General features: G+C 42.8%; 15 protein-coding genes and 1 pseudogene. 8 read left to right on the top strand and 8 right to left on the bottom strand.

Going from position 1 to position 15,657, the window contains the following annotated elements; translation table 11 throughout:
- On the top strand, nucleotides 1–345 hold a 345-nt coding region (locus MKR94_RS03290), incomplete at its 5' end, for a lysozyme inhibitor LprI family protein (RefSeq protein WP_241645444.1).
- 1,318 nt (nucleotides 346–1,663) lie between these two features.
- Here the strand turns inward: MKR94_RS03290 and MKR94_RS03285 are convergent.
- The gene (locus tag MKR94_RS03285) at nucleotides 1,664–2,098 is read right to left on the bottom strand and encodes a hypothetical protein (protein ID WP_241645612.1); all 435 of its coding nucleotides are present in this window, start codon (nucleotides 2,096–2,098) and stop codon (nucleotides 1,664–1,666) included.
- Between the two features lie 651 nt (nucleotides 2,099–2,749).
- Here MKR94_RS03285 and MKR94_RS03280 point away from each other — a divergent pair.
- Nucleotides 2,750–2,971: a hypothetical protein gene (locus tag MKR94_RS03280; RefSeq protein ID WP_241645443.1), complete on the top strand. Its 222-nt coding sequence runs from the start codon at nucleotides 2,750–2,752 to the stop codon at nucleotides 2,969–2,971.
- A 12-nt stretch (nucleotides 2,972–2,983) separates the two neighbouring features.
- Nucleotides 2,984–3,160 (top strand): annotated as a pseudogene (locus MKR94_RS03275) (PH domain-containing protein); the annotation flags it as partial.
- Between the two features lie 123 nt (nucleotides 3,161–3,283).
- Here MKR94_RS03275 and MKR94_RS03270 read toward each other — a convergent pair.
- Together MKR94_RS03270 and MKR94_RS03265 are read right to left on the bottom strand one after the other, a co-directional pair.
- Nucleotides 3,284–3,544, bottom strand: a complete 261-nt coding sequence (locus tag MKR94_RS03270; RefSeq protein WP_241596542.1) for a hypothetical protein — start codon at nucleotides 3,542–3,544, stop codon at nucleotides 3,284–3,286.
- Nucleotides 3,525–4,034 (bottom strand): DUF2778 domain-containing protein, encoded by a 510-nt coding sequence (locus MKR94_RS03265; RefSeq protein ID WP_241645442.1) that lies wholly within the window; start codon nucleotides 4,032–4,034, stop codon nucleotides 3,525–3,527. Before MKR94_RS03265 ends, MKR94_RS03270 begins: the two co-directional genes overlap by 20 nt.
- A gap of 503 nt (nucleotides 4,035–4,537) precedes the next feature.
- Between MKR94_RS03265 and MKR94_RS03260 the strand changes: the two genes are divergently transcribed.
- Entirely contained in the window at nucleotides 4,538–4,933 is a 396-nt protein-coding gene (locus tag MKR94_RS03260; protein WP_241645441.1) for a DUF1203 domain-containing protein, read from the top strand.
- Between the two features lie 170 nt (nucleotides 4,934–5,103).
- Here MKR94_RS03260 and clcA read toward each other — a convergent pair whose 3' ends face one another.
- A complete protein-coding gene (clcA, locus tag MKR94_RS03255) occupies nucleotides 5,104–6,513 on the bottom strand; it encodes a H(+)/Cl(-) exchange transporter ClcA (protein ID WP_241645440.1) in 1,410 nt (469 codons plus the stop codon).
- A 358-nt stretch (nucleotides 6,514–6,871) separates the two neighbouring features.
- Here clcA and MKR94_RS03250 point away from each other — a divergent pair, with 358 nt between their 5' ends.
- Nucleotides 6,872–7,339, top strand: a complete 468-nt coding sequence (locus tag MKR94_RS03250) for a cupin domain-containing protein (protein WP_241645439.1) — start codon at nucleotides 6,872–6,874, stop codon at nucleotides 7,337–7,339.
- A 176-nt stretch (nucleotides 7,340–7,515) separates the two neighbouring features.
- Nucleotides 7,516–7,803, top strand: a complete 288-nt coding sequence (locus MKR94_RS03245; protein ID WP_241645438.1) for a hypothetical protein — start codon at nucleotides 7,516–7,518, stop codon at nucleotides 7,801–7,803.
- Nucleotides 7,804–7,846: 43 nt separating this feature from the next.
- Here MKR94_RS03245 and nhaA read toward each other — a convergent pair whose 3' ends face one another.
- A complete protein-coding gene (gene nhaA / locus MKR94_RS03240) occupies nucleotides 7,847–8,992 on the bottom strand; it encodes a Na+/H+ antiporter NhaA (protein WP_241645437.1) in 1,146 nt (381 codons plus the stop codon).
- Between the two features lie 184 nt (nucleotides 8,993–9,176).
- On the opposite strand from nhaA, the gene MKR94_RS03235 reads away from it, so the two are divergent.
- Nucleotides 9,177–10,199, top strand: coding sequence for a S66 family peptidase (locus MKR94_RS03235; RefSeq protein WP_241645436.1), 1,023 nt, complete (start codon nucleotides 9,177–9,179; stop codon nucleotides 10,197–10,199).
- 146 nt (nucleotides 10,200–10,345) lie between these two features.
- Nucleotides 10,346–10,549, top strand: a complete 204-nt coding sequence (locus tag MKR94_RS03230) for a lysozyme family protein (RefSeq protein ID WP_241645435.1) — start codon at nucleotides 10,346–10,348, stop codon at nucleotides 10,547–10,549.
- A gap of 886 nt (nucleotides 10,550–11,435) precedes the next feature.
- Here the strand turns inward: MKR94_RS03230 and MKR94_RS03225 are convergent.
- The 3 genes from MKR94_RS03225 to cysS form a co-directional block, all read right to left on the bottom strand.
- Nucleotides 11,436–12,038 carry a YrbL family protein gene (locus MKR94_RS03225; RefSeq protein WP_241645434.1) on the bottom strand — a complete coding sequence of 201 codons (603 nt, stop codon included), beginning with the start codon at nucleotides 12,036–12,038 and terminating at the stop codon, nucleotides 11,436–11,438.
- Between the two features lie 152 nt (nucleotides 12,039–12,190).
- The gene (locus tag MKR94_RS03220; protein WP_241645433.1) at nucleotides 12,191–13,921 is read right to left on the bottom strand and encodes a phosphoethanolamine transferase CptA; all 1,731 of its coding nucleotides are present in this window, start codon (nucleotides 13,919–13,921) and stop codon (nucleotides 12,191–12,193) included.
- A gap of 278 nt (nucleotides 13,922–14,199) precedes the next feature.
- The gene (gene cysS, locus MKR94_RS03215) at nucleotides 14,200–15,579 is read right to left on the bottom strand and encodes a cysteine--tRNA ligase (RefSeq protein ID WP_241645432.1); all 1,380 of its coding nucleotides are present in this window, start codon (nucleotides 15,577–15,579) and stop codon (nucleotides 14,200–14,202) included.
- Nucleotides 15,580–15,657: the final 78 nt, after the last annotated feature.

Below are 15,657 nucleotides of genomic sequence, written 5' to 3'. Positions count from 1 at the left end.
GCAGAGGATATTATGGACAAATGCTCTTCTAAATCCTTGACTAATGATACTTATTCATGCTTTTCTGAAGAATCAGCCATTTTAAAAAAGCAATATGAAAAAAGTTTTAAAAACCTATTGAAAAAAATAAAGAGTGAAAAAAAATTCGTAACTAACTTCACCGTTCTTAATAACGATCTCTTTTCATCGAAAAAAAAATGGGAATTATGGATTGATTCAGAATGTATTACAGAAGCTGATGTTTATGAAAAAGATACGGGGTTTTATGGAAGCATATATGATATGTGCATCATAAAAAAATATGCATCAAGAATAAATTATTATAATAATTTCAAGTTTAACTAAAAATTTTTATGGTGTTTATACTTAACGATCTTATCTATGATTTTTTTGAAGAATAATTTCCATTATAAATCCACTCTAAAGCCCCAATATCATTTTGGGGCATAATCCCCCCCTTCGGATAACAGCTAAAAGTCGACCGTTAAAACTTGGATAGGCCACCGCCACACAGCACTGCATGGGGATAGCCAAACCCAACGGGAAAGTATTCAGAATCAAGCCATAAACCTACGCAAGCCGCAGCCTAGCGGCTTATTAACTTGATCTACTAATTCGATCCTTACCATTAAACAATCGTTTCATAAATCGGCATAAATATATTAATCATTTCAATAATTAAAATTATAATGGCTGTATAAATAACCAATGTAGAGAATAATCACCATGACTAAATCATAACTAAAGCCTGTTTTACTGAGTCGTGAGCAAATCGAAGCACTGCAAGCGATTCAGCGCGAAGAACGCAGCAAATCACCTCTTAATGTCGCCCCAATAATCCACGTTATCGCCCGGCACATGGCTAAGGCATTGCAGGACATGGCTAAGTAATGGAGAACAAAGAGCAGCAACAACAACCTAAATGGGAAAGGTTTAGATCCATACATGAGGCGGGTCATGCGCTCCTAGCCTATTTATGGGGGGGCATCTTTTATTGAGATCGGGCTTGCTGACGAAAATAGAGTAATTACATCTAGTAATGGCAAGGAATACACCGACTGTACAGCCGCGTGTCTGCATAGCTTGTGGCATGAAGATGGACTCACACCAGACCAAAAGCAATGCTATCAGTAATGATAGCGGGGGCGGCAGCGGAATCTGTTTACACAGGGCAAGCATCGAACACTTAATGACTAAGACGGCTAAGTCAGACAGTAAGGAAATATCCAAGGCACTAGAATTGGTTCAAAAAAAGGCATATTGGCAATCTGACTACAGCGAAAGATATATCTCAGATCATTGAATTTATGCAAGAGCATCATAAGCATTTACTGGAGAGATATTGAGGCATTGGCTGACCTTGTAGAGCAAAAACGAATGACACCACACCCTGAGATATTCAATTTCTTTGAATATAGGGAATCGCTTAAAGAAGCAAGGATTTATCAAGTCATCGCTACGATAGACCGAGGTGAAGCAGCATGAAGTTAAAAACAAAGCCAATCGCACTACTCATACTAGCACCACTTACCGCCAGTGCCTTTCTATGTGGGAGTTTTAGCGTTCATCTCGACCGCTATCAATCAAGCATCAACGGCGACCGAGTAAAGGTACTAGGCCAGCAGTTCATTAGATCAAATAAAGCTATGCGGGAAGATTCTCACTAATTACCCCCTAAGACCGCCGCTATTTTCGTAGCGGTGTCCTTTTGTCGCTTCCACGCGCTGTAGATGTCCTTATCCCATGCCTTGCCTGCCCTAGTCTGATAACCGGCCTCGTTAATCCTTTGAGCAATCACACGCCCATTATCAAGCCCCTGCTTTATGGTATCTGACACCACTTGAAGTACAGCCGCCTCATTGTATGGATGCGGGGGAATACCTTGCTTACCACCAATCAACGCCGCAGCCGCCGTTTCCATGCGCTCTACTAGGGCAATCATTCGGTGATCGGGATTACTATCTGGTTGGCTGAGTTTGTGGCGTATAGCGTCAATGAGCCACGCAGTTTTATCAGTGCCGGACTCACTCACAGCATTAGTAAATGATTCGACCAGCTTAGCAGGAACGCGAAAAGTAACGGACAGTGATTTACTCATAATGACCGCCAGCAAAGGGAGATAGTGAGTAACCTTACCACTGTAAGACAATGTAAGACAGAAAATAAGCCGTGATAATGTTGGTTCACTCATATTCAATGTTGGTTCAAAACGCATTTTGGTTGGTTCACTTTTTGTGAAAAATACTAATTAAAACAATCGTCATTACAAATTGAACCAACTGAACCAACTGAACTAACGTATTTTTCTATATTTATAATAAAGTGTGAGTGAGCAGCGATGATTTCAAATCCGGCCTAAAGAGAGTTGAAGCTATTTCCGTAGCTTCGGTGATGGCCTACGAAACTATCGTAAGTACATATGAAAGACCTACCGACAAATCAGGCGGCAGCTTTACCTTTAATGGGTATTTACATTTACTTGTTCACCCTTTCGCATTTTACTTGATCAGGAATTGGCAAATTATTTGGACACCTCCAACAGAAGTTACGATGGAGATTGCAGAAGTCTGACACTACGCCCATACAATCAAACCTTTTGCAGGGTAAGACAAACAAGAAAAAAGCTAGACGAAGGTCGCTACGCTCCCCGTAATTTTTTATATACCCACCACGGGGGTATTAGGTTTTTATTATCGTTTTGTTAATAATTGGTAACATCCTGATTTTAAAATCAATGGATGAATTGTAGATGGCAAGCTATGTAAACCAATCACTAACCAAAAATGAAAATATAATCAATCGAGCGCAAGTATCATGGATACCAACAATTCTCGCCATTTTGCTCGGTGTAATATTATTGGCATTCTATGGTTTAGGATTATTAATTATCATCCCTGTAGTTTTAAGAGTCTGGTCAACAGAACTGGCTTTAACAAACCAAAGGATTATCGCTAAGGTCGGATTAATATAGCGTAACACCGTAGAACTTAGGCTTGAAAAGGTTGAAAACCTAGGGATACATCAGAGCGTATTAGGTCTTATATTTAACTACGGCTCTATCATCGTTAAAGGTACCGGCGGCACTCTTACACCAATCCCTAATATAAAAAACCCAATACAATTTAGATCCATTTTTAATAATCACTTTGAAGATATGTAATATCTTATGGATTTAACATAAGGCGCTCTGATATGCATGATAAAATAGCTATCATGCGCATTAGAAGGCGTGAGTACTCTTAAAGTTAAAAGATTCGGGAAAGAGTATTTTACTAAGTAAACTTCATCTAAATCGCTGGATAATCCGCATGATTAATGCATAGAGGATAGTTGTGATAACTATTAAAAAAATGAAGCTTATGAAGAAAAAAACGTTCTCAACATTCTCGACCCCAGCATCATTACCTCCATATAGTTTTTGAACAACCCAATAACCAAAATCATGATTAACCCAGCCATACGGATCACCTAAAAACCTACCAATAACCGCCATAATCAGTAGAAAAAAAATAATTTTTCCAATTTTACGGGCTAGTGTTGCCATAAGTAATAACCTCTATAGTACCGTATGCTTTCAAATTAGTGCCTGGAACTGGAATTTTTGACGTTCGCAACAATGCGATTCTTAAACGATTGAATTCTGGTTGCCTAGCTAGGGTTATACACCCATCAGAAACTTGACCTGGATGGAGTCTAAAACCACCTCTAGACACACCATTAAAAAATATTGTGTCGTTAATTTTTCCATCGGAACGGTATAAAGCAAACCATTCCGAGTGATCTACGTGATACATGAAAGTACTTTTAAATGTATCTATAGCAAGAGCCCTCATACTGTTAAACCAGCTTCCAGAAGGGCGGTCAACGATATAGTATAATCCTGCAGGTAATGGACCTACATTAACTATCATTCCACAACCACCTTTGTTCCGATACTTCCCATTTCCTGAAAAAGCCAAAAAAGAACCAATGCTGGGAAAATTTAAAGATGAATATTCCTCATTGTTTAAAACAAATTTCCCGTACAAAGCCATATTCCCCCCCCTAGCAGTATGTCTAATATTTATTTTAGAAATATCGGCCTTAAAATCGATATTGAATAAATTGAGTAGACTGAATTTAACATAAGCTCCTCTTACGCGCACCGCTCAAACGCCCTCAGAGCCATTCTGGGGCGTAATTCCTAACAATTATCCTACGGCTTACCGACTCAAAACCGCTCAAAATGACTTAGATAAAACCTGACGCTATGAATCGTCATGCACTCAAGTGAGTAGCCGATGATTTAATCGGTTTTTTTGTTGGAGGTCTCCAAGTAATCTGCAAATGGCTGATCAACTAAAAAGCGAAAGGGGATCCAAGTAACGTGCAATTACGCATTTAACACACATTTAGAACCCGCCTCAAAATTGAGGAGGGATAATGTGGCTCAAAATTAAGCCCACTGTCTTTATTAATAAATGACCAACATTCACCCTATCACCTAAAGAGCATAAGAACGTAAAGCGTGATATTGAGAACATGCTAAACGAGCTTAATGAAGATACGCTCAAAAATATTAGCGTTGACGACTCCCCCAAGCTTCCCAGACCGTATCACGTTACGCGATATCCCTATCGGTGAGACTTCGTTATTGTTTAACTACACCTATCTTGATACCCAATCGCCCTATAAAGGCTCACATGCTATTTTTATCTGGGAAGGTCAATGGGAGGCGGGTATTTATCAAAATATCCTGCCCGAAGTCATGAAGAACAGGATACTCTCGCTGCGGGGATTCAACAGTCGAGACACGCTTATCGAAGCCACCCTTGCACAGCCAGGCGAGGCAAAAAAACAGATATTGTCACTGTTAGGTAATGATAAGGTTGCGTTCATCCTGGCGCACAATGCAAAACAAGGGTGTTTTTCGTGTCGTATTGATCGTGGGTAGAAGGTCAAAGGTGAGCTGACTGATACCCCATTAAATGGCCGCACTGCAGCCTTTAAAAAAAATGGCTTTGTTATCTAAAACGATCCCCCTAGCGACATGCTCCTCACTCATCGGCTAAGTTCCCTCTCAGCAGATCGATAGGATCAGATAAATAAAAGCGCTTGTAGCCTCTACCTCACCGATTGGTGACTCACTTTTTCTGCGACGGCTTCCGCATTGGCTAAGGTCCTGGCTAAAATTGCAGAATAGAGCGGTTTGCCGCCTAGCAACTGCGCCATCAGGGTCGCGCCTAAACACGTAATGATCATCGCTAAAATGATTTGATAATTATCGGTCATCTCGAGGACCAAGACGATACCGGTAAGCGGGGCACGGACTGAGGCCGCTAATAGTGCGCCCATTCCTGCAATCGCAAACACTGAGATTTGTAGGTGATAAAATGGAAAAAAATGGTGGGCAACCATGCCGAAAGCGCTGCCTATCAAGGTCCCTAACGCTAACATGGGTGCAAAAATACCGCCGGGTGCACCAGACGAGAAGCAAATAATGGTGGTGAAAATCCTAAGCACAAAAATCAGCAGTAGCGACTGGAGGGAGAATAACCCTAGCGCGGCTTGGGGGATCAACATATGTCCACCTCCCACCACGGCGGGAAAAAAAAGCGCGGTGACTCCGCACAGACCAGCGATCACTGCACCAATCGAAACGCTTAATACGAGTCGCTGCCCACAGAGTGCGCGAAACACGTCCTGGATAATAAAGATCAGCTTATTAAATAAGTAACCTATCCCACCGACTACTAGACCCAGTAGAAGAAATAACCATAAACTCGCCGTACTGGCTTGCCCGAGTTTACCTAAATCGAGAATTGGCTGATCGCTATTAAACAGTCGATACATAATCGTCGCGCAAATCACCCCAATAAAGACGGCTTTGATCGAGATTAAGTTGTAGCGAAACTGCGCCCGCATCTCCTCGATAATAAACAGAATCCCAGCCAACGGAGCATTAAACGCTGCGGTAAGGCCCGCTGCGGCGCCCACAGCAAGTAAACTGTGGCGCGTCTCTTTATCCTTCATCCTAAAGAAATCAAACACCATTTGCCCAAGGTTACCGCCCATTTGAATGGTCGGCCCTTCTCTGCCTAACACCATCCCTGAGCTTAAGGTCATCAAACCGCCAAAAAATTTGACCGGTAAGACTCGCCACCAGCGCACAGGCCTTAATTCTTCAAGTGCGCCCTCAATTTCCGGGATTCCAGAACCCGAAGCTTCTGGAGCAAATTTCTTCACCAAAAAGTAACCCATTCCGCCCATTAAAAAAGAGAGCCCGAAGGCGAACAACACCCACAGCCAAGGTTCGCCACTCTTCCCTGCTAAAAATTGCTCTCGATGAAAGGTGATAAAATCTACTGCCTTGGCAAACCCTACTCCTAACCCCCCCACCAGACTCCCCACTATGGCCGACAAGAGTAAAATTTTAAGGGATGCGGTGTCTCGAGTTAATAGGCGATGCATTATCCGCTGACGTCTTCGTATTCGACGACTTAAGGAAAATTGCTTGTTTTTGACGTTCCGCATGACTCTTCCACATAACTAAGACATTAGTTAAAAGATACGCTTATCAGTTGCAGATACAAAGCGGTAATTAACATAATTCCCGAGCAGAATGGTTCACGAGTTAAGTCGTGATAAAAGGCGAAAGGGATTTCCTGAAGTGCATCACCAGTGAGGTACTCTGGGCCAGCCATATTCTACACATCATTTAACCATTTCTAACTGCTTCCCCATTTTTACACTCAACATTTAGAAGAATATTCGAAGCTGACCCTATTTCTATTTCAATGAAATCGTTAACGATAAATTGTCAATTAACTTCACTCGACTACTTCTCATATTTGCCTATCTTTATTGTTACGTATACCGCATGGAGTTAAACATGAGAAAGTCACTTAACAGCCTACTCGTATTATCGTTATTCTCGCCTTGGGTGGTGAATGCTGCGCAGAATGATAGCCAAAAATATCCCGTCGAATCAGGTGAAAAACAGGTTTTAGTTCAATCCGATCACTCATGGAACGGAACAATATATAAATCCTATCCGCAAGGTACTCCGCAACTCACCGTGATCAAACTGCATATAGAAAAAGGTCATGCACTACCTTGGCATAAACACGTTACTCCTAATGCCGGATACGTTGTACAAGGCCAATTGACGCTTGAAGATCAAAAAACGGGCGAAAAGAAAGTCTATAAACAAGGTGAAGCTTTCGCAGAATCGGTTAATCAGTATCACCGAGGTATTGCCACCGATCCGAAGCAAGATACCGTGTTGGTCCTGACATACGCGGGAACCTTAGCTACACCACTGTCTGTCCCAGCTCCTGGTGAGAAAAACGAGTATTAATTGCACTTATATAAGGCCGTTATTACAGGTTTTGTGTCGCCTTAGACAGCGCCTCTTTCCCTTTTGAAAGGTAGTAAGCACCTCCTCCTTTGAGGATCCGTGCTGACAATCAAATTTAGATTACATAAATCTGGCAATAATTTTTTATTCAACTAAGGTTATCGGCAGGGGTAACTATGATGCAAACATGCCAGCTATGTAAGAGTACAAAAGTCACAGCCTGTGGGGCAAGAAGGTTAAACTCGTTGTTCAAAACCAGTGATTTCACACATTCTCATCACGGTAAACTTTCCAGCGGATTTATTCGTGCTATTTTCCCTATGGCTGACACCATGATGCGAAATATTGAACAGCTGTTGGGGATACCAACGTTAAAGCATGCTATGGTGACGGATATTTCACCTTCTGACGATATTATCTTGCTTTGTCGTGCCTGCGGTTTGTGGTGTAAATCACAGCATTAGAGGCTTGAAAGAAGAGGCCAATCACTATCAGCCCCCCTGCATGTTAAGCCGTTTCTTTACGTCGGTAAGCCATTCTAAGCAGTCCCACACCAACCAGTGCCGATAATAACGACCCACCCAATACCCCGATTTTCACTTCATCCAGTAATAAGGGATCATTCGGGAAGGCAAGGCCGCCAATAAACAAGCTCATCGTAAAACCAATCCCGCATAGTATTGCTACCCCATAGAACTGGAGGTTTGTCGCCCCTTTCGGTAACTGTGCAACACCCAAACGGATCAGCAAGAATGAAATAAGCCCAATACCTAGCTGCTTACCGATAAATAAGCCAAGCATTATGCCTAATGGTACGGCACTAAAGAGTTGATCAGCGGTAGCATGGACGAAACTGACACCGGCATTAACGAAACCAAAAATCGGGATAATTAAGAAACTCACCCAAGGTGCAAGCCGGTGCTCTACTTTCAGCAGCGGTGACGTTTGGCCCAGTTTATGTCCTGAGTGCGGAATACAAAGTGCCAGAATCACGCCTGCAACCGTTGCATGAATACCGGACTGATAGATGAAATACCATAATACGACGCCTAATGCTAAATAGACGGGTAAGGCAATCACCCCACGGCGATTAAGCACTATCAATACGATAGTGGTGATAAGTGCACCGCTCAGCATTTCGATATTTATCCCAGCGGTATAAAACAACGCGATGATGATCACTGCCCCTAAATCATCAATAATGGCGAGTGCAGCTAAGAAGACTTTTAAGGAGGTCGGCACCTTACTGCCCAGTAACGATAATATCCCCAAAGAGAAAGCAATATCAGTCGCCGATGGGATGGCCCACCCGGATAAAGTTTGATGATTTTCGCGGTTAATTAATAAATAAATTGCGGCAGGAACGATCATACCGCCCACTGCCGCAGCCCCCGGCAGGATACGCTGTGACCATTCGGCGAGTTGTCCGGTTAAAAACTCGCGTTTGATCTCTAGGCCCACCATCAAAAAGAATAAGCTCATCAAGACATCGTTAACGAATTTTTCAACCGGTACGCCGGCAACCGAGCTGTGAACGAAGGAAGCATAAATCTCTTCGCCGCCTGTATTACAGAGAATAATGGCGGCAAACGAGGTGATTATCAGTAAAACCCCAGCCGCTAAGGGTGAATGCAAAAGCTTATTCAAAGACATACAAAATCCTAGGGTGAAAAATCCATGCTGAAGGCTAGTGTATAATAAACTGAAGAGTAGCACGATCATTGTCGAATCATTACCCACCTCGGGAAAACCTCCTCTTACCAAAAATCAGATATTTACAGCCATCGCGGCCTGCTATAGGGTTAACCAATCATTAGATGGCGTCGAGGAGTTAACTGTGTCTGTTCCCTCTCCATTACTCGCACCGCGATTATCGTTAGGCGAGACTATCGGTTTTTTTTCACCCTCTTCTCCCGTGACCGTAACCGCGCCGGAGCGTTTTAAACGCGCTAAACGGTTTTTGCAGCAGAAAGGCTTTGTGTTACAGGCAGGCAGGCTTACGGAACAAGCAGATTTTTATCGTTCCGGAACCATTCAAGATCGTGCCGACGAGTTAAATCAGCTTATTCGTGATCCCAACGTACGTTGTATCATGTCTACCATCGGCGGTAATAATAGCAACGCCCTGCTCCCCTATATTGACTACGATGCATTGCGCCAAGATCCCAAAATTATTATCGGCTATTCAGATGTCACCGCCCTCTTGGCGGGCATCTATGCTAAGACTGGCCTAATCACTTTTTATGGCCCGGCGCTAGTGGCTTCCTTCGGCGAGCTAGCGCCACTGGTGGAGCATACTTACCAAAGTTTCCATACGGTTTGCCTTAATCAGCCCAGCCTGCCCTATCGCTATGCGCTACCAGAATACTGGACTGACGAGCGGTTAAATTGGGATCATATCGACGCAGAGCGAGGTAAGGCGGTTTATAAAAATCAGTGCGCATTTATGGGCAGTGGCGTTGTGCAAGGACGTGTCATCGGAGGAAACTTAAATACCTTATCGGGGATATTTGGCACACCTTGGATGCCGGATATTGTTCAGGGCGATATTCTGTTTATTGAGGATAGTCTAAAAAATATTGCTACCGTCGAACGTTCGTTCTCCCACCTCAAGCTCAGCGGTATCTTCGATAAAGTCAGTGCAATTATCTTAGGAAAGCATGAACGCTTTGATCCAGCAGGCAGCGGTCGACAGCCTATCGATGTACTTAGAGAAGTCCTTGGCGATCAAAAACTGCCAGTCGTAAACGGCTTCGATTGTTGCCATACCCACCCCATGCTCACCTTGCCGCTAGGCACCAGAATAAAGATTGATTTTGGTCAAGGCTCAGTCAGTCTGCTCGATCGATATTTACGCTAATATTATTCTTGATGTGAGTTATTCCCTCAATATCACGTTAACCCAATGTGCCATAGGGTAGCGCGATAAAATAACCTATATAGGTAAAAAAAATTCCACTCGAAAAATGGAACGAGAGGATGAATCATTTTTACTAAGGAAGACCGTTGCGATTAAAAAAAAATAAAGGAATGCTTACCTACATGGCTGAGGGAGATAATATCCCCCACAGCCAGTATTATTTTAGAAAAATTCACTGGCCTGGTAACGCCGCACAATATTCGAAGTTTGGTTCTAAGGTCACCCTAGGCAGAGGCTATGACTTAAAATATCGTACTGAGCTTGAAGTGATAAGTGACTTAACCTCTTAAGATATTAGTGTAAAGAAAGAAAAAAATAGCAAAAGGAGTTAAAAAAAAGTCATTGCTCAGCACAAGAATGTGTCGAGAAAAATAGAGATATTATTGGAGCGATTACAGAAATTCAATAAATACAGCTTTTCGAAAAAACTCACCTTCATTACAGCAATGATTCACAAAGATTTTATCATCAATATAAAATCCCTTGTTGCACGACCTGGACAAATTAAAACCTCCACTTAAAGAAGTATTAACTGATATGAAATATCAAGGCCGGTTAGCAATCTCAATGATACTCATTTTTAGAAAAAATGAGATTGATAAAGTGATAAACCTGATACTTCATAGCGCCAAGCTTTCTTCTGACAAAGGTGAATGGCAAAGAGTCCATTTTTTAGAGAATTCCAGGAGATGAAAAATATATTACTGTTACTCACCCTGGTTTTTTCCTTAAACACTTACGCTGCAAAAAAGGATGGCGATTATTTCAAAGAATAAACATTAGAGAGTTGCTATCAGAAGAAGATGTCAGCTGCTGTGCAAAATTGCATGATTTACCTTTCTCATAAAAAAAGAGCAAGAAAAACAATATCATCTCCTATCAGAGAATGCTTGGAAACGAAAAGAACAGTTCCACACCTACACTCTTTTTATAAACGCTATGGCGGCATCAGAAAGGCATTGTCAAAATTTTATCGATCAAGCTTGCTTGGCCTAAGCTTATTTAGATGAAATAGCAAGCTTGCCCTCTACACTGATAAAAATACATACTTAATAAAAGCATATATTGAAAGAACGAAATCTCTCAATAATTATCAATTTTAGTATCACGCCATGAATTAGGCCGATTAATCTCCACGATGAATCGTGCAGAGATAGGGAGCTTGCTCCCTAAGCATCATGAATTAATTGAAAAATGATAGCGCTCTTGAACCAAAGATTCAAAACGTATAAATTTCCTCTGGAGCATACGCGTCGCGATCGATTTAAAAAAATAACTGAGCGGTAGTAAATTAGCTGAGCCTAAATTATCAATCAGATAGAAATGGCCATAATGTTCACTTTCACGTTTATAAACAATGTTATAGGCCTTTAAATTCATCATCGAAATATAATGACGTTGAAAGGTTTGCTTAAACTCTTGATAAGCCGAAGTCAGTGCATTAATCCTCGGTTCAGTCAGCTCAAAGTTTTTTAAATAGTATTCTAAGGTTTTCGAAACTTGACCGTCGTAGTCGCGTACTAACTCGTAAACATACCCCATCCCCAAGGTCGTTGGGGAGTTCCCACGATAGTCAGCAATCCCCTTCAAATTGATTTTACGTCTATGTAACCACTTGAAATAGCGAACCTCTCTGATCGTCTCTAAATCGTCATAAGGGTCTAGATGGACCTTTACACAGAGTTCAGGGTGCTCGGGATGTTGGTAACAGGCGCGATGGCGGCCTTTAGCGATTAATAACGCGTCAGTAAGGGCCAATGGCGATTCAATTAGTTTCATAATCAACACCATAGTAGACAGATTTATCTTATAAACGACAGTGTAAAAAATGAAACAATGTGAGTTACACATTAAGTGCGAAGTCGAAGACGTCGGGGAACTTACTGCATTTTTTGTGAAAGATCCCCCCCGTATGGGGGGGAAGAAGAGGATTATTGGTTACCAACTTGATCTGCAAAAGGCAAAGCGTCGTAATCTTTTGGCCCATTCTTTTTATAAGGGTTACCAATCCAACGTGTTACTCTCACAAACTCAGGGCTGACAATAGAACGCGTAGCATCATAACCTTGATAGCTAAGCCCCGCGAGGTCAGACCAAGTGTGAATCAGCTGTGAGCTGCTGTACTGACGATGGATATCTGCGGAAAAGTCACGAGGGTGCGCAGCTTGCCAAGACGTCGATGTCCACACGAGGAAAGGAATTGTATACATATGCCGGGTCGGGGTTTCTTCATTACGACCTTGGGTCTGGTGCGGAGGGGTATCGTAAACCTCTTCACCGTGATCAGAAAAGTACAACAAGAAACCGTTCGGATCGGTCGCACGATAATCTTTAATTATCTGTGTCACAACCTTATCGTTGAAGTGTTGAGCACTGTCATAATCATTATAGGTTGCCACCTGTTCCGGCGTTAAGCCTGCAGGAAGATGCTGAGTATTCCCGTCAAAGACACCCTCGTTCTCTGGATAACGGAACTTATATTTAATGTGAGTACCGAGCAAATGAATAATAATAAATTTTTTCGGTGCCGGATCGTTCAGTACTTTTTGGAAAGGACCCAGTACATTCGTGTCGTATTCCCGTGCACTCTGCGTCCGTTGCTGATTCATATAATATTGCTGATCGGTTTGTTTTGAAAATACCGTCAGCATAGTATTACGTTCTGTCATCGTTTGCTGATTGGTTATCCAAAAGGTCTTATACCCCGCCTGCTTCATCATATTCATTAATGACGGCTGAGTCAGATAGAGATCAGGATGTTGTTCATCGGCAAAGGTCAGCGCTTGTTGTAATATTTCAATGGTATAAGGACGAGAAGTCACGACATTATCAAAGACAGTCAAACGAGGATCTGTCTTATGTAATTCGTCTAAACCCGGTGTGGTCTCACGCGGATAACCATACAAGCTCATTCTTCCACGTTGCGTGGATTCACCGATTACCAGGACTAATGTACGCGGTGCCTGACCAGAACTGTCTGTTAAGTTAGCTAATGGAGGCAGCTGGTTATTTTTACTAAGTAGCTTGTCCATCTCCGTTAACTGTTGACGATACTGATAGTATCCCGTCACAAACTGCCACGGCGCGGCCGGTTCCATGCGTGAGGCTAAGTTATTCAAGGTGCTATCAAGCGGTTTATGATGGATGCCGGTATCGACAACGATAGGATTGATAATTAGGCCATAAAGCAAACCAAAGCTTACTCCCCAGCGCCAAATTTTCGGCAGATAGACTGGGCGTAAACGACTCCATAATAACAGGGCGATAAGGGTATAGACCACTACGACGGCGATCATTTTCAGGCTGAAATATTGGCTTAGGTATTCACTGGCTTCGTTAGCATTAGTTTCGAACATGACGAAAAGAACGCTTTGTGAAAATTCTTGCCCATAGATAACATAATAGCCAAGCGCTGCAACGGATGCCGTCCACAGCACAACACCGATAAGTCCCGCCAAAACTCTAGTTAATCGAGGAAAAAGTAAAATTGGAATCAGCCATAACGAGCTGAATAAGAGAGAATCCCGTAATCCATTTGTTCCACTATAGCCACTCGCGACAATCACAACCTGCAAAAACGTTGAGAAAAACCAAAAATAGAGCAGTGCTATCCCCAGTGCTTTCCAGCTAAATTTGGGAGAGGTAGACTGATTCATATCCATAGAAAATCCTGTAAAAAGCAGCATAACCTTAAAGGGTATACCGACAGAAAAATAACGAAATAAGAGATAAAACCTCTGCTGAGTATAAGATCATTCCGATCATTAATATATTCGAAATGGTCTAGGACATAAATTAACATCATCTATAACAATTTGTATTGATGGGCATACATCATTGATCGAAAAGTACGGGCGGAATAACGAATGCGTTGCTATGGAGAAGTGCGGAATGAAACAGAAGCCATTCAAGTACACTTTCTCTTGAATGGCTTCTACGATTATTTACGACGCCAAGTCGTGCCTTGTGGGCCGTCTTCGAGAACGATACCTAACGCATTTAATCTATCGCGCGCAATATCAGCTTGAGCCCAGTCTTTCGTTTGGCGCGCATGATTGCGCATCGTAATCAGTCCCTCGATCTCCGCAACCTCTTCATCCTGCGCTCCATGCTGTAAAAAGGCTTCAGGTGATTGTTGTAAAATCCCGAGGACGCTTCCCAATTCCCTGAGTTTCGCCGCCGCCGCATGGGCTAGGGCCATATCCTCATTTTTTAAACGGTTCACTTCCCGCGCTAAATCGAACAGCACAGAATAGGCTTCAGGCGTGTTGAAATCGTCATCCATCGCTTCACGGAAACGCTGCTCATAGCCTGCATCGGCCATGGATGTGGCATGCGGATCCGTTCCACGTAAGGCGGTATAGAGGCGCTCTAAACTTGCTCGCGCTTGTTCCAGATTCTCCTGACCATAGTTTAACTGGCTACGGTAATGCCCTGACATCAGGAAGTAACGCACTGTCTCGGCATCGAAATGGCGCAGTACATCGCGAACGGTGAAGAAGTTACCCAGGGATTTGGACATCTTTTCTCGGTCAACCATCACCATGCCAGAGTGCATCCAGTAATTAACATAAGGACCATCGTGGGCACAGGTGGATTGCGCGATCTCGTTTTCATGATGGGGGAACATGAGATCAGACCCTCCGCCATGAATATCAAAGTGTGTACCCAGTTGCTGGCAATTCATCGCAGAACATTCAATATGCCAACCTGGACGCCCAACGCCCCATGGAGAATCCCAACCCGGTTCGTTCGGCTTAGCCATTTTCCACAGCACGAAATCCATCGGGTTCTTTTTGACTTCAGCGACCTCGACTCGAGCCCCAGCTTGTAACTGCTCCAGATCTTGACGAGAGAGGATGCCATACTGTTTATTGGTCATCACATCAAACATCACATCGCCGTTATCTGCCACATAGGCGTGGCCGCGCGCCAAGAGTTTTTCGGTTAGGCTGATAATGTCGCCGATATGTTTTGTAGCACGAGGCTCGCTATCGGGCGGCAGAATATTCAGTGCGGCGAAATCTTTGTGCATCTCCGCAATCATCCGGTCAGTCAGCTGTTCAATCGTTTCATTATTCTCATTGGCACGTTTGATAATCTTGTCATCAACGTCAGTGATGTTGCGTACATAATTAAGCTGGTAGCCGCTATAACGCAAATAACGTGAAATTACATCAAACGCCACAAAAGTCCGACCATGCCCAATATGACAGAGGTCATACACCGTAATGCCACAGACATACATTCCAACTTTTCCCGCATCAATTGGCGTAAAAGTTTCTTTTTGTCGACTTAGCGTGTTAAAAATTTTCAGCATGTAACTCTTCCGTAATGATATGTCGCGACTCTTTTGGGTAGTGTGCCGTATTTTTATTCCTCAAGCGAATGAATGCAA

Origin of the sequence: Rosenbergiella metrosideri (assembly GCF_022602565.1) — a bacterium.
GTDB classification, from domain to species: Bacteria; Pseudomonadota; Gammaproteobacteria; order Enterobacterales; family Enterobacteriaceae; genus Rosenbergiella; species Rosenbergiella metrosideri.
The sequence above is the reverse complement of the archived record's forward strand: the minus strand, read 5'-3'. Positions and strand labels throughout refer to the sequence as shown.

Coding starts and splice junctions, on each gene's coding strand:
- MKR94_RS03280 (WP_241645443.1), top strand. CDS start 2,750: ATGGCAAGCTATGTAAACCAATCACTAACCAAAAATGAAAATATAATC.
- MKR94_RS03220 (WP_241645433.1), bottom strand. CDS start 13,921: ATGGATATGAATCAGTCTACCTCTCCCAAATTTAGCTGGAAAGCACTG.
- MKR94_RS03250 (WP_241645439.1), top strand. CDS start 6,872: ATGAGAAAGTCACTTAACAGCCTACTCGTATTATCGTTATTCTCGCCT.
- MKR94_RS03265 (WP_241645442.1), bottom strand. CDS start 4,034: ATGGCTTTGTACGGGAAATTTGTTTTAAACAATGAGGAATATTCATCT.
- cysS (WP_241645432.1), bottom strand. CDS start 15,579: ATGCTGAAAATTTTTAACACGCTAAGTCGACAAAAAGAAACTTTTACG.
- MKR94_RS03245 (WP_241645438.1), top strand. CDS start 7,516: ATGATGCAAACATGCCAGCTATGTAAGAGTACAAAAGTCACAGCCTGT.
- MKR94_RS03270 (WP_241596542.1), bottom strand. CDS start 3,544: ATGGCAACACTAGCCCGTAAAATTGGAAAAATTATTTTTTTTCTACTG.
- MKR94_RS03225 (WP_241645434.1), bottom strand. CDS start 12,038: ATGAAACTAATTGAATCGCCATTGGCCCTTACTGACGCGTTATTAATC.
- MKR94_RS03285 (WP_241645612.1), bottom strand. CDS start 2,098: ATGAGTAAATCACTGTCCGTTACTTTTCGCGTTCCTGCTAAGCTGGTC.
- nhaA (WP_241645437.1), bottom strand. CDS start 8,992: ATGTCTTTGAATAAGCTTTTGCATTCACCCTTAGCGGCTGGGGTTTTA.
- MKR94_RS03260 (WP_241645441.1), top strand. CDS start 4,538: ATGAAGATACGCTCAAAAATATTAGCGTTGACGACTCCCCCAAGCTTC.
- clcA (WP_241645440.1), bottom strand. CDS start 6,513: ATGCGGAACGTCAAAAACAAGCAATTTTCCTTAAGTCGTCGAATACGA.